Genomic DNA, 13,170 nt, shown 5'->3' with positions numbered 1-13,170 from the left:
GAACCGGCTGCCGTTCCCGGCCGTGCGCGGCGACGCCACGCTCGCCGCGCTCTGGCCCCACCACCGCACACCCTCGCGCCCAGGGAGCCGCCCGTGTCGACCGTCCACGACGACACTTCCCCGTCCGGACCGCGCGGCCCCATCGCCGACGCGGCCGGACTCGTCTTCGTCGAAGACCGCATGTTCCGGCTCAGCGACCCGTGCGCGGGCCCGCTGCACCCCGCACCCACCCCCACCGAGGACACCCCTGTCACCACCGGCACGGGCCCGGACCTCGCCGTCTTCCTCAGCGCGCTGGAGGACGCGGACGTAGCGGCCGTACTCGAACTGTGGCAGGCCCCGGGGCCCGAGCCGGAAGGGCCGTGGGAGCTGCAGGTCTCCTACGAGATCGAGGTGGCCGGCCCCGAACTCGCCCTGGTCTCCGGTGTGTCCGCGCTCGGCACGGACTGCGTACTGCCCGTCCCGGCCGGCACCTACACCCTCGAGGCCCGCTGCCGTGGCCGCGCCGCCGCCCGCGAGGCCTTCGCGGCGTGGCTCACCGCGGAGGACGAGGACGACGCGGACCCGGACCCTCCCACGGGCCTCGAGCACTGGCACGTGCGCCTGCACCCCGCATGACGCCGCCCGGCGTTCCGTACGTCCGTCACCGGGCCGCCCCGTCGCGTGCCGAGCGGCGGGCCGACAGCAGGCCCGCCGAGCCCACGAGCAGCAGCACCACGATCGTGCCCAGGGTGAAGGTTTCGAAAGTGGTGCGGGAGACGCCCCAGACGGCCATGAAGTCGTAGTCGATGCCGAAGACCGACTCCAGGACGCCGGGGAAGAGGGCCGCCCAGGAGCCGACCAGGATCCAGGCGTAGACGAGGGCCGCGCAGACCATGAAGCCCCGGTTGCCGAACGGGACTTGGTAGGGGCGGGGGACCTCGGGGCGGCGCAGGCGCAGGACCACCAGGGCGGGGACGACCAGGAGGTAGGAGAGCAGAAGGGTTGTCACCGCCACCGTCAGGACGACGCTGAAGATCGCGCCCGTGTCGCCCTTCACCAGTTGCATCGCCGCGAGCATGAACACCGTGGCCACCGCGCCGGAGAGCAGGTTCGTGCGGACAGGGGTGCCGAGCTTCGGGTGGAAGGCGCCCAGCGCGCGGCTGAAGAAGCCGCCGTCGGCCGCGGCCATCGCCTGCATGCGGTCGCTGACGATCATCCACGCGCTGCCCTGCGTGAGGAGGGCGAAGACGAACATCACCGCCGTGAGGGTGAGGAGCGGGCCCGCCGCCGGGCCGTAGACGCCGAAGACCAGGCGGACGCCCTCCATGAAACCGCCGATGCCGGTGACCTTGGAGGCGGGGACCACGGCCAGGAGGGCCAGGACCGGGAGCAGGTAGCAGGCCGCCGCGATCGTCGCCGAGCGGCCGAGCGCCGCGGGGACGTCGCGCTGCGGGTCGTGCATCTCCTCGCCCGCCGCGTTCGGCGCCTCGAACCCCACGTAGGCGAAGAGCAGGATGGGGACGAGGGCGAGGAAGCCGGCGGTCGTGGGGGTGAAGTGGGCGGAGGACAGGCCCTTGAAGCCGTGCTCCGCCCCGTACAGGATCGCGGTGACCGTGAAGAGGGCCAGCGAGAGGACCTTCACCGCCGCGCCCGCCGTCGTGATCCACTTGCCGCGGCTGAGCGAGACGATCGCCGTGAGGATCGCGATCCACACGAAGAGCAGCTTGAACGTGTAGTCGGGATACGTTCCCGAACCCAGGTGGAAGACGAAGCCGTCCCAGGTCTCGGCGGCGAGGAAGACCAGCGAACCGCCCAGCCAGATCGGGTTGGTGACCCAGTAGAAGAGCGTCGTGAGCGCCGCGGCCGGGCGGCCGAGGGCCAGTTTCACCCAGACGTACGGGCCGCCCTCCTGCGGGAACGCGGCGCCGGTCTCGGCGAAGATCAGGGCGTACGGGATGAGGAAGAAGACGGCGATGGCGGCCGTCCACGTGGCGGCCTCGCCGCCGCCGGTGGCGATCTGGCCGATGGTGTCGAAGGAGATCACGGCGGCGACGGCCATCGCCGTGATGTCGAAGCGTTTCAGGCTGCGCCGCAGGTTCGAGTCGGAGGCGGCGTCGGTGGGCGGTGTCTGTGGTGTCTGTGGCTCTGCGGAGGGGACGTTCGTCGACACGGGCAGTTCCTAGGGCGGGAGTCGGGGACTGCGAGCGGTGTGCGGGCCGGCCATGTGGGCCGGGGCCCGGCGGCGTACTGCCGGGCCCCGTTCTGTCATGCCTACCGGATCCCGCCGGAGGCGTCCGTGCGCTCCAGTACGCCGCGCAGCGCCGAGGCAACCTCCTTGGTTTCCGTCTCCGTCATGATCAGGGGCGGGGACAGGACCAGGCTGTGTGCGGAGTCGCGGACGATGACTCCGGTCTCGCGGCGGATCACGTCGTGCGGCATCCGGTCGGGGTCGAGGGGGAGCGGGGCGCGCGTCGTGCGGTCCGCGACCAGTTCCACCGCGAGCATCATGCCCACCGAGCGGATCTCGCCGACGATCGGCAAGTCGCCCAGCTGGGCGGCGAGTTCGGAGTGGAGTGTCGCGCCGATCGTCTTCGCGCGCGCCAGCAGTCCCTCGTTCTCGATGATGTCGAGGTTGGCGAGGGCGACGGCGGTCGCGACCGGGTGGCCGTTGTACGTGTAGCCCATGGGGAAGCCGTGGTCCCGCAGGAGGACTTCCGCGACCCGGTCGGCGACCATCAGCGCGCCCAGCGGTACGTAGCCGGAGGTGATGCCCTTGGCGGTGACGATGATGTCCGGGGTGACGTCGAAGTACTGGGCGGCGAACCACTCGCCCACGCGGCCGTACGCGGTGACGACCTCGTCGAAGATGAGCAGGATGCCGTGCTGGTCGAGCACCTCGCGGACGCGCGGCCAGTAGTCGGCCGGCGGGACCAGCATGCCGCCGACGCCCATGATGGGCTCGCCGATCATCGCGGCGATGTTGTCCGCGCCGATCTCCGCGATGCGTGCTTCGAGTTCGCGGATCAGGAAGTCGGTCACCTCTTGTGGAGACACAGCCTCGCCGTTGTACAGGTCCGTGCGGTACGGCCACGGCGGCGTGAGGTGCGAGACGTGCGGCATCATCGGGGCGAAGCCCTCGTGGTAGAGCGGGAAACCGGTGGCCGAGCCGCCGCCGTAGCCGATGCCGTGGTACGCCTTGTCGCGCGCCAGGATCCAGGTGCGGTTCGTGTCGCCGCGGCGGTGGTGGTAGTAGCGGGCCATCTTGATGGCCGCCTCGTTGCCCTCCGATCCGCCGGACGTGAAGTAGACGTGGTTCAGCGGGTCCGGCGCCAACCCGGCGAGCCGGGTGGCGAGTTGGATCGCCCGGTCGTTGGAGAACTCCCAGAAGCTCGTGAAGTACTCCAGCTTCTTCATCTGCTCGTGGGCGACGTCCGCCAGGTCCTCGCGGCCGTGCCCGACCTGCGCCAGCCACAGGCCGCCGGTGGCGTCGAGGTAGCTGCGGCCCTCGGTGTCGGTGAGCCGGCAGCCGGAGCCGGACTCCATGATCACCCGCTCCTCGGCGGAGCCGGGGAGATAGGGGTGGATGATGTGGGCGCGGTCGGCCGCCAGGAGTTCCTGGTGCTGCTGCGGGTTCATGGAGGGGATCCCTTCGTGCGTACGGAGTTCAGGCTGCGGGTGACGTGAGGTCGAGGGCGGCGAGGGCCAGGGCCTTCGCCGTGTCGAGGAGGTCGTCGACCTCGATGTACTCGTCGATGGTGTGGAGGGTCGGGGAGCCGTCGGGCCGGGTCGCGGTCGGGCCCAGGCAGACGGCGGGGGTGTCGGCGAGGCGGGTGAGGGTGGCGGCGTCGGTCCAGGACGGTTCGCCGAGGATGCGGGGCCCCCGGCCGAGGGAGCCCGACGCGGCCTCAAGTGCCTTCACCACCGCGGTGGTTCGGGCGACCTCGGCCGGGGGCAGTTCGGTGTCCCAGGAGATACGGGGCGGGTGCGCGGCCAGCCAGCCGTCGGCGGCGCAGGCCTCCCGTACGGCAGCCTCGATCTCGGCCCGCACCCCGCTCGCCCAGCCTCCGGCGTCGGCCTGCGCCGGAAGGTACGTGACGTCCAGGCAGACCTCGCACGAGGCGGGATACGTCACCCACCACTCGCCGCCCTTGATGGTGGTCGGCACGATCGAGGGCGGCGGAAGGAGCGGGTGGACGTGGGCCGGGTCGACGGCCCAGCGCTCGCGCAGCGCCTGGAGCGCGGTCAGGGCGGGGAGCGTCTTCTCGATCGCGTTGACCGCGCCGCCGGTCCGCCAGTCGCCGGGCGGGTACTCGGCGTGCCCCGGCCGCCCGTCGACGGTCAACGTGCCGCCCAGGATGCCGCGTTGGGCGGTCACCACGTCCAGGTCGGTGGGCTCGGGGACGATCGCCGCGTCGGCCTTCACCCCGTACGCGAGCGAGGCGAGGGTCCCGGCGCCGTTCCACTCCTCGTCGGTGACGGTGTTGATCAGCAGGTCGCCGGGGAGCCGGACGCCGAGTGCGGCGAGGGTCTCGGCGGCGATCACCATGGCGGCGATGCCGCCCTTCATGTCGCAGGTGCCGCGCCCGTACAGCCGCCCTTCACGGACCTCGGCGCGGAACGGGTCGCTGGTCCACTCCCCGCGGGGCTCCGCCGAGACGACGTCGATGTGGCCGTTGAACAGCAGCGAGCGGCCGCCGCCGGTGCCGGGGAAGCGGGCGACCAGCTGCGGGCGCCCGTCGAAGCCGAGGCCGTCCGGCGTCTGCGGGGAGCGCGGCAGGTCGGAGGGCTTGGGGGTGACCACGTCGACCGTGGCGCCCGCCGCCCGGAGCCGGTCCGCGAGGTGGTCCTGGAGGTCGTGCTCGGCGCGGTGCCGCTCGTCGGCGGAGCCGCGCACAGTGGTGTCGAAGGCGACGAGCTCCGACGTGAGGGCCACCGAGTCGTCTCGGCGGCGGTCGAGTTCGGCCAGGATCCGCTTCGTGTCCTGCGTACTCATCCGTATGCCACCCATGTCGTCTTGAGGCCCGTGTATTTGTCGAAGGCGTGCAGCGACAGGTCGCGGCCGTAGCCGGACTGCTTGAAGCCGCCGAAGGGGGTCATCGGTGACAGCGCGTCGACCGTGTTCACCGAGACCGTGCCCGCCTGGAGGGCGTCCGCCGTGCGGTGGGCGCGGGTCAGGTCGCGGGTCCAGACGGAGGCCGCGAGTCCGTACGGGGAGTCGTTGGCGAGGCGGACCGCCTCCGCCTCCGTGTCGAAGGAGTGCACGGTGAGGACCGGGCCGAAGACCTCCTCGCGGGCCAGCGGGGCGTCCGGGGCGAGGCCGGTGACGATTGTCGGGTGGACGTAGGCGCCGGCCCGGTCGGGCCGGGTGCCGCCGCAGACAACCGTGCCGCCGGACTCGGCGACCGCCTTGGTCACGCGGACGGCCTGGGCCTCGTCGACGAGCGGGCCGAGCGTCGTGGCGGGGTCGAGCGGGTCACCGGGGGCGAACGCGGCGGCACAGGCGGCGACGCGCGCCGTGAACTCCTCCGCCACCGAACGCTCCACGAGCAGCCGGGTGTTGGCCGAGCAGACCTGCCCGGAGTTGTAGGCGAACCCCGAAGCGGCCTGCTCGGCCGCCGCGTCCAGGTCGGCGTCGGCGAACACGATGTTCGGGCTCTTGCCGCCCGCCTCCGGCCACACCTGCTTGAGGTTGGACTCGGCGGCGTAGGCCAGGAAGCGGCGGGCGGTCGCCGTGGAGCCGGTGAAGGCGAGGGTGTCCACGTCGTCGTGCCGGCCGAGTGCCTGGCCCGCGCGCTCGCCGAGGCCGGGAACGACGCTCAGGACACCTGCCGGGAGCCCGGCCTCCATGGCGAGTTCGGCCAGCAGGAGGGCGGACAGCGGGGACTGCTCGGCGGGCTTCAGTACGACGCTGTTGCCGGCCGCGAGTGCGGGCGCCAGCTTCCAACTCGCCATGTCCAGCGGGAAGTTCCACGGCACGACCGCGCCGACGACACCGAGCGGTACGCGTCGTACGAGGGCCAGGTTGCCGGGCGGCGCCGGGGCCACCTCGTCGTACAGCTTGTCGGCGGCCTCCGCGTACCAGGCGAAGACGCCGGCCGCGCCGGGGACGTCGGTGCCGAAGGTCTCGGCGATCGGCTTGCCCATGTCGAGGGTGTCGAGGAGGGCCAGCTCACGGCCGTGTTCCGTGATGAGTTCGGCGAGCCGGAGCAGGACGTGCTTGCGGGTCGCGGCGTCCGCGCGTGACCAGTCGCCGGCCTCGAAGCTGCGGCGCGCGGCGCGCACGGCGGCGTCGACGTCCGCGGTGTCGCAGGAGGCGACCTCAGCGGTGGTGCGTCCGGTGGCCGGGTCGACGGTCGCGAAGGTGGCGCCGGAGGCCGCGTCGCGCCAGTCGCCGTCGATGAACGCACGGGTGCGGAAGGTGAGTTGACCGGCGAGGCTCGCCCAGTCCTGGTGCGTGTACGTCATGCTGCGGGCACTCCTGTGCTGGTCGGTGCGGGGTCGGGTGCGGGGGTGGAGGGGCGGCGGCGCGCGCCACGGGCCGCGAGGATCCAGTAGAGGGGGACGGTGACGACCAGGCCGGCGATCCAGCCGAGGTCGGTGTCGCCGAGGGCGTGCGCCAGCGGCCCGGTGTAGAGGGACTGCGCCATGAACGGGATCTCGGCGAGGATGCCGATCGCGTAGACGGCGAGCGCCGTGACGTTCCACCGGCCGTAGACGCCGCCGTCGCGGGCGAAGAAGGACGGCACGTCGTAGTCGCCGTGCCGAATCAGGTAGAAGTCGACGAGGTTGATCGCCGTCCAGGGGATCAGGACGTACTGGAGTACGTAGATCAGGTTGAGGTAGTTGTTCATGAAGCTGTCGGCGAGGGCCAGGGCGAGGACGACCGAGAGGGCCGTCAGGACCGCGCCGATGACCGCACGGCCCGTGGCGCGGGGCAGCCAGCGGTGGGCGAAGGTCTGCACGGCGGTGACGGCGCAGAGCACGGCCCCGTACAGGTTCATGGAGTTGGTCAGCATCGTGACCAACGCGAAGCTCCAGAGCGTGAGTTGGCCGAGCACGGAGCCCAGGAGGTGGTTGAGCGCCGCGATCGGGTCGCCGTTCCCCGCGATGCCGATCGCCGCGCCGACGACCATGGGGATGACGCTGCCGAGGACACAGCCCGCGTACGTGCACCACAGCGTCGAGCGGACGCCTGACCGGTGGGCGGGCATGTAGCGGGAGTAGTCGGAGACGTAGGGCGCGTAGGCGATCTGCCAGAGCGCGCCGACGGACACCATCCCGAGGAAGCCGGCGAGGCTGAATCCGCCGGTGGTCAGGAAGTCCGAGGGCAGGCCGCCGGTGAACAGGTAGACCGCGCCGATGATCTGGATCGCGCCGAACGCCCAGGTCGTCCACGCGCCGATCCGGTGCATCAGGCGGTAGCCGACGACCGCGACCACGAGGCTGATCGCCGCGCACAGCAGCACGCCGGTGCGCTCGCCGACCGGGGTGACCTGGCCAAGCGACTGCGCGCCCACGACCAGGTTCGACGCGAAGAAGCCCTGGTACATGACGATCACGACGAGCACCACCGCGAGGGCGCCTACGCTGCCGAACTGGCCGCGGCTCTGGATCATTTGGGGCACCCCGAGCTGCGGGCCCTGCGCCGAGTGCAGTGCCATCAGGAAGCCGCCGCCGAGGTGGCCGACGAGCAGGGCGGCCAGGCTCCAGTAGAAGGAGAGGCCGAAGGCGGTGGGTGCGAGGGCGCCGGTGACCACCGTGAGCGGGCCGAGGTTCGCGCTGAACCAGATGGTGAACAGGTCCCGGGTGCGGCCGTGGCGTTCGTCGGCCGGGACCACGTCGATGGTGCGGCGTTCGATGCGTTCGGGCGCGGGGGCCGTGGTGTCGCCGGGCGTGCGCGCTGGCTGACCGTCCATGTCGCCTCCGTGAGTTCTTTGAGGCGAGAGTCAAACAATTGGCGCGGGACCCGTCAATGGGTTCTTCCGGATCAGCTTGATTTATCTGAACCACGTAACAGAGAATTAACCGCATGGGAAAACCGGGGAGACCGAAGAACCAGACCGCCCGGCGCTCGGCCCTCGTGGACGCGGCGGGGCGGGCCATCACGGAGCGGGGCCTCGAAGGCCTGCGCATCAAGGACATCGCGGCGGAGGCCGGCATGTCCGCGGGCTCGGTCCTCTACTACTACCCGGAGCTGGACGAGCTGGTCCTGGAGGTGCACCGGGGTGCGGTCGAGCGCTTCCTGGCGGCGCGGCACGCGGTCACCGACGAGGTGGCCGACCCGGTGGCGCGGCTGCGCGCGTTGATCGCCTCCGGCCTTCCGGCCGCCCCCGACGACGCCACGCACGGGCTGCTGTTCGAGCTGCACGGTCGGGCCGATCGCAGTGCCGGGCACGCCGAGTTGATGGCGTCACTGTTCGCCAGCGAGGTGGGGCTCTACACCACGGCGCTCGAAGTGGGCTCCGCGACGGGGGAGTTCACGCTGACGGCGGCCGTGGGCGACCTGGCGAGGAACCTGGTGGCGCTGGAGGACGGCTTCGGCCTGCACATCGTGAGCCGCAACGCCGCGCTGACGCGGGCGGAGGCCCAGCGGCTGATCCGGGTGCAGGCGCGGGCGGTTACAGGTTGCCCGAATCTGTAACACCATCGGCGGCGCTCTCCCGCAGTACGTCCATCACCGCGCGGGCCCGCGCGCTCTGCGTCATGCCGCCCAGCGTGGCGATCCTGACCTCCAACGGGCGCCCGGCGTCCCGGAGTTCGAGCTCCGCGATCTCGCCGCCGCCATAGGTCACACCCGTCGCGGGGCGCTGGTTGAGCACGGAGTAGCCGAGGCCGCGGGCCACCATGGAGCGCACGGTCTCGTAGCTGCGGGTGCGGTAGCGGACGTCGGGGGCGGTGCCGGTGGCGGCGACGAGGGAGCGGAAGTAGTCGCGGCTGTGCGGGAGGTCGAGGAGGACGAGCGGCTCCGTGGACAGGTCGGCGAGGGACACGCTGCCCCGGCCGGCCAGTGGGTGGCCGGCCGCGACGATGACGTAGGCGGGGGCGCGGGCGATCGTCTCGCTGCGCAGCTCCGGCTCGGTGGACAGACCCAGGTCGTACGTGAGGGCGAAGTCGATGCGGCCGGTCGTCAGGGCCCCGACGAGGTCGTCCGCCTCCGCCTCCACCACGTCGATCTCGATGCCCGGGTGGCGGCGCGTGCACTCGCTGAACAGGCGCGGCAGATAGTACGGCGCCAGCGTCACGAAGCAGCCGACCGTCACGGGCCCGGACAGTTCCGCGCCGTCGCCCCGCGCCTCCCGCTCGACCTCTCGCGCGCGGGCGAGGAGGTCCCGGCCCTGTGCCCGCAGCCGTTCCCCCGCGGGGGTCAGGGTCAGGCCCCGGCCCCTGCGGCGGATGAACAGCTGCACCTGGAGGTCGCGCTCCAGGTTGTGGATGGCGGCGGACACGGCGGACTGCGCGATGTGCAGCTCCGCCGACGCCTCCGTCATCGAGCCGCGCTCGGCGGCGACCAGGAAGTAGCGCAGCTGAACGAGCGTGAAGCCGAGCGGTGCCATCATGCGAGCGAGCCTAAGCCGACGGCACCTGCTTCTCCGCCGAGACGTCCTCGGGGTGCAGCAGCGCCGAGCCCGCCGTCTCCTTCAGGGACAGCGCCGCGACCAGGCCGCCCACGGCGAACACCATCAGGTAGGGCCCCGGGACGAGCGTGCTGCCGGTCGCCGAGATGAGCAGCGTCATCAGGTACGGGACGGTGCCCGCGAACAGTGCCGCCGTCACGTTGTACGAGATGGAGAGCCCGCTCTGCCGGGTGCGCGTGGGGAAGACCTCCGCCGACCACACCGCGTACGTACCGAGGATCGCGGCCAGGATCGCGCCGAGCGCGAGACCCGCGATCCACGTTCCGGTCATCCCGGTCCGCATCAGCCAGAACGCCGGAGTGGAGACGACCAGGAGGGCCGCCGTCGCCCCGATGAACACCGGCTTGCGCCCCACCCGGTCGGACAGCGCGCCGAACAGCGGCACGAGTACGAGGCCGAGCAGGGAGATCACGGTGGACAGCAGGGCCGCGCTGTCGGCCGAGTGACCGAGGTGGTCGGTCTCGTACGTCACCAGGTAGGTGAGCACCGCGTAGAACGGGACGTGCATGGCCGTCATCAGACCGGCCGCCTGGAGCAGCTGGCGCTTGTGGGTGCGCCACAGTTCGCGGGCCGGGCTGCGCGGGACCGTGTCGTTCTCTTCGAGCGCCCGGTACTCGGGGGTGTCCTCGATCTTGTTGCGGATGATCACGCCGATGATGCCGAGCGGCGCCGCGATGAGGAACGGGACCCGCCAGCCCCAGGAGGTGAGTTGGGCGTCGTCGAGCCCCGTGGACAGGAGCAGGAAGACGAACGAGCCGGCCAGGAAGCCGAGCAGCGAGCCGACCTCCAGCCAGCTCACACCGAAACCGCGGCGGCGGCGCGGCGCGCTCTCGGCCAGGAAGCTGGCCGCGCTGCCGAACTCGCCGCCGGCCGCGAACCCCTGGAACAGCCGGAGGATCACCAGGAGGACCGGCGCCGCGATGCCGATCGAGTCGTAGCCGGGGAGCAGCCCGATCGCCAGGGTCGCGCCGGACATCATGAAGATGACCAGGGACAGCGTGCGCTTACGGCCGATCCGGTCGCCGAGCGGCCCGAAGACGAGGGCTCCGATCGGCCGGACACCGAACGACACGGCGAAGACGCCGAACACGGCGAGCAGCCCGGTCGTGCTGTCCCCGGCGGGGAAGAAGACCTTCGCGACGGTGCCGGCGAGATAGGCGTACGCCGCCCAGTCGAACCAGTGCACGAAGACGCCGACGGCCCCGGCCGCGACGCTCCTGCGCAGGGTCGCGGCGTCGGCGGGCGCGTCGGTCTCGGGCTGCTCGGTCACGGTCATGTCTTCGCCTCCTCGGAAGGGCCGGCCCGGTCCACGCCCGTCCACGCGAGCGCCACCGCCGCGTCGAGCAGTGCCCGCTCGGCGGTCGGGCCCACGCAGTACGCGGCGAACTCGTGCTGGTGGTTGGTGGCGGGCAGGGAGCCGATGCCGATGTAGGGGTGGATGGCGGGCACCACCTGCGACACGTTGCCCATGTCGGTGGAGGCGCGGTTCATGCGCGCGGCCTGTCCGGGCGGCGCGAACTCCCGCCCGAGGTCCAGGGCGTTGGCGCGGTAGTGCGCGAGCGCGGTCTCGTCGGCGCGGAACTCGGCGTACGGCTTGCTCTCGGGTTCGATCACCAGGTCGCAGCCGGTAGCGAGGGCGCCCGCCTCGAAGGCACGCATGACGCGCGGCTCCAACTCGGCGAGTTCGGCGAGGGTTTCGGCGCGCACGTACCAGCGGCCCGAGGTGCGTTCAGGGATGGCGTTCGGGGCGTCCCCGGCGTGCGTCACGACGCCGTGCACCCGTGCGGAGGCCGGGAGTTGCTGGCGCAGCAGGCCGATGGCGACCTGCGCGACGGTGAAGGCGTCGGCCGCGTTGATCCCGGCCTCCGGGTAGGCGGCGGCGTGCGCCGACTTGCCCGTGTACGAGACCTTGGAGTGGCTGACCGCGAACGGCTGCGCCTCGGCGACGTCGACGGGCGCCGGGTGCGCCATCATCGCGAGGTCGACCCCGGCGAAGGCGCCCCGGTCGAGCAGCTCGATCTTGCCGCCGCCGCCCTCCTCGGCGGGGGTGCCGTAGACCTCCACGGTGAGCCCGAGGTCGTCGGCGACGGCGGCGAGCCCGAGGGCGGCGCCGATGGAAGAGGCCGCGATGAGGTTGTGCCCGCACGCGTGCCCGAGGCCGGGCAGCGCGTCGTACTCGGCGCACAGCGCGATCCGGGTGGGGCCGCTGCCGAAGGACGCGTGGAACGCGGTGTCGAGGCCCAGGTAGGAGGCCGTGACGTCGAACCCGGCCCGGTCGAGCAGCTGCGGCACGGCGGCGGCCGCCCGGTGCTCCTCCCACGCGGTCTCCGGGTCGGCGTGCAACTGCTCGGACAGCGCGATCAGTTGCACGGCGTGCCGGTCGACCTCCTTGCGGGCGGCGTCCTTGAGGGCACTCATCGTTCGTCCCCGGGAACGCCGTACGCGGGCGAGCTCGCGGGGTCGAGGCCGCGCGTCACGTAGTCGTCGCGCTGCGGCAGCCATACGTCGAGGAGCTCGCCGAGCCGGTCGATCGGCTCGTCCGCCCAGTCGATCCGCAGGTCGGTGACCCGCCAGCCGACGTCGGCGACGACCGCGAGGCCCGCCGAGTGCACGGGCCCCTCCTCGCCGCCCGCCGCGACGGCGGCCTTCATGGCCGCGATCAGCCGCTCCTCCAGCTCGCCCGTGGCCTCCTGGAACGCCTCCACGAGCACGCCGGGGATGTGCTTCCCGGAGAGCATGTTTCCGGCCGCGACGACGCCATCCGCGGTGGCGGACGCGTACGTGCCGAGGGTGTGCGGGCCGCTGTACGCGAAGCCGGGGCCGGAGCGGCCCAGGGCGGTCAACTGCCGGTAGGCGATGGTCTTTTCGTGCCGCGGATCGCCGGTTACCCCCGCCAGCGCGCGCTCCGCGTCGCCGTGCTCGGCGATTCCGTCGAGCAGGCTCGTGCCGAGCGTCGGGTCGGTGATGTTCTGCGAGCTCGCCGCGCCGACGCCGGGCCGCAGATGGGCGATGCGGGCGGCGACCGCGGGGCTCGACGAGCTACCCGCGATGCCGAACCGCTCACCGTCGCGTACTACGAGGGAGAACGTCATGCCCGCGCCTCCTTCGACGTCGACGACTGCGGGATCACGGCCACCGCGTCGATCTCGCACAGCCACTCCGGGCGGGCGAGCGCGGAGACCACGATGCCGGTGGAGATGGGGTGGACGCCCTTCGTCCAGCGGCCGACCGTGCGGTACACGGCCTCCCGGTAGCGCGGGTCGATCAGGTAGATCGTGAGCTTGACCAGGTGTTCCATCCGGCTGCCCGACTCCTCGAGCAGCATGTTGATGTTGGCCATGGCCTTCTCGGCCTGCGCCTCCGCGTCGCCGACGCCGACGTTCTCGCTGGTGTCGAGGTCCTGGCCGATCTGGCCGCGGACGTACACCGTGTCGCCGGCGACGACGGCCTGGCAGAGGTCGTTGTCGAGGTTCTGCTCGGGGTAGGTGTCGCGGGTGTTGAACGGCCGGATCCGGGTGTGCCCGCCGGCCACGATCGGGGCGTTGGCCATGGT

General features: G+C 72.1%; 12 protein-coding genes. 2 read left to right on the top strand and 10 right to left on the bottom strand.

Annotated features, from left to right (window positions below):
• Positions 1-93 precede the first annotated feature (93 nt).
• The gene (locus tag ABT004_RS26275; protein WP_351341540.1) at positions 94-618 is read left to right on the top strand and encodes a hypothetical protein; all 525 of its coding nucleotides are present in this window, start codon (positions 94-96) and stop codon (positions 616-618) included.
• Positions 619-643: 25 nt separating this feature from the next.
• Here ABT004_RS26275 and ABT004_RS26270 read toward each other — a convergent pair whose 3' ends face one another.
• From ABT004_RS26270 to ABT004_RS26250, 5 genes are all read right to left on the bottom strand, one after another.
• Positions 644-2,152 carry an APC family permease gene (locus ABT004_RS26270; protein ID WP_351341537.1) on the bottom strand — a complete coding sequence of 503 codons (1,509 nt, stop codon included), beginning with the start codon at positions 2,150-2,152 and terminating at the stop codon, positions 644-646.
• Between the two features lie 101 nt (positions 2,153-2,253).
• Positions 2,254-3,618 carry an aminotransferase family protein gene (locus ABT004_RS26265; protein ID WP_351341534.1) on the bottom strand — a complete coding sequence of 455 codons (1,365 nt, stop codon included), beginning with the start codon at positions 3,616-3,618 and terminating at the stop codon, positions 2,254-2,256.
• 28 nt (positions 3,619-3,646) lie between these two features.
• The gene (locus ABT004_RS26260) at positions 3,647-4,975 is read right to left on the bottom strand and encodes a M20 family metallopeptidase (protein ID WP_351341531.1); all 1,329 of its coding nucleotides are present in this window, start codon (positions 4,973-4,975) and stop codon (positions 3,647-3,649) included.
• Positions 4,972-6,447: an aldehyde dehydrogenase family protein gene (locus ABT004_RS26255; protein ID WP_351341528.1), complete on the bottom strand. Its 1,476-nt coding sequence runs from the start codon at positions 6,445-6,447 to the stop codon at positions 4,972-4,974. Before ABT004_RS26255 ends, ABT004_RS26260 begins: the two co-directional genes overlap by 4 nt.
• Positions 6,444-7,898: a purine-cytosine permease family protein gene (locus ABT004_RS26250; protein WP_351341526.1), complete on the bottom strand. Its 1,455-nt coding sequence runs from the start codon at positions 7,896-7,898 to the stop codon at positions 6,444-6,446. Before ABT004_RS26250 ends, ABT004_RS26255 begins: the two co-directional genes overlap by 4 nt.
• Before the next feature lie 113 nt (positions 7,899-8,011).
• Between ABT004_RS26250 and ABT004_RS26245 the strand changes: the two genes are divergently transcribed.
• Positions 8,012-8,623: a TetR/AcrR family transcriptional regulator gene (locus ABT004_RS26245; RefSeq protein ID WP_351341524.1), complete on the top strand. Its 612-nt coding sequence runs from the start codon at positions 8,012-8,014 to the stop codon at positions 8,621-8,623.
• On the opposite strand, the gene ABT004_RS26240 is transcribed toward ABT004_RS26245, so the two are convergent.
• Genes ABT004_RS26240 through ABT004_RS26220 form a run of 5 tightly spaced genes read right to left on the bottom strand, consistent with a single transcriptional unit; the run spans position 8,601 to position 13,167 of the window.
• Positions 8,601-9,539: a LysR substrate-binding domain-containing protein gene (locus ABT004_RS26240; protein ID WP_351341522.1), complete on the bottom strand. Its 939-nt coding sequence runs from the start codon at positions 9,537-9,539 to the stop codon at positions 8,601-8,603. The genes ABT004_RS26245 and ABT004_RS26240 overlap by 23 nt on opposite strands.
• Before the next feature lie 10 nt (positions 9,540-9,549).
• Positions 9,550-10,893, bottom strand: coding sequence for an MFS transporter (locus tag ABT004_RS26235; RefSeq protein ID WP_351341520.1), 1,344 nt, complete (start codon positions 10,891-10,893; stop codon positions 9,550-9,552).
• Positions 10,890-12,035, bottom strand: a complete 1,146-nt coding sequence (locus ABT004_RS26230; protein WP_351341517.1) for a M20 family metallopeptidase — start codon at positions 12,033-12,035, stop codon at positions 10,890-10,892. The genes ABT004_RS26235 and ABT004_RS26230 overlap by 4 nt, the downstream gene beginning before the upstream one ends.
• Positions 12,032-12,709, bottom strand: a complete 678-nt coding sequence (locus ABT004_RS26225) for a DUF1028 domain-containing protein (protein WP_351341515.1) — start codon at positions 12,707-12,709, stop codon at positions 12,032-12,034. Before ABT004_RS26225 ends, ABT004_RS26230 begins: the two co-directional genes overlap by 4 nt.
• The gene (locus tag ABT004_RS26220; protein WP_351341512.1) at positions 12,706-13,167 is read right to left on the bottom strand and encodes a RidA family protein; all 462 of its coding nucleotides are present in this window, start codon (positions 13,165-13,167) and stop codon (positions 12,706-12,708) included. Before ABT004_RS26220 ends, ABT004_RS26225 begins: the two co-directional genes overlap by 4 nt.
• Positions 13,168-13,170 lie beyond the last annotated feature (3 nt).

Origin of the sequence: Streptomyces sp. NPDC002790 (genome assembly GCF_040295505.1) — a bacterium.
Taxonomy (GTDB): Bacteria; Actinomycetota; Actinomycetes; order Streptomycetales; family Streptomycetaceae; genus Streptomyces.
The sequence above is the reverse complement of the archived record's forward strand: the minus strand, read 5'-3'. Positions and strand labels throughout refer to the sequence as shown.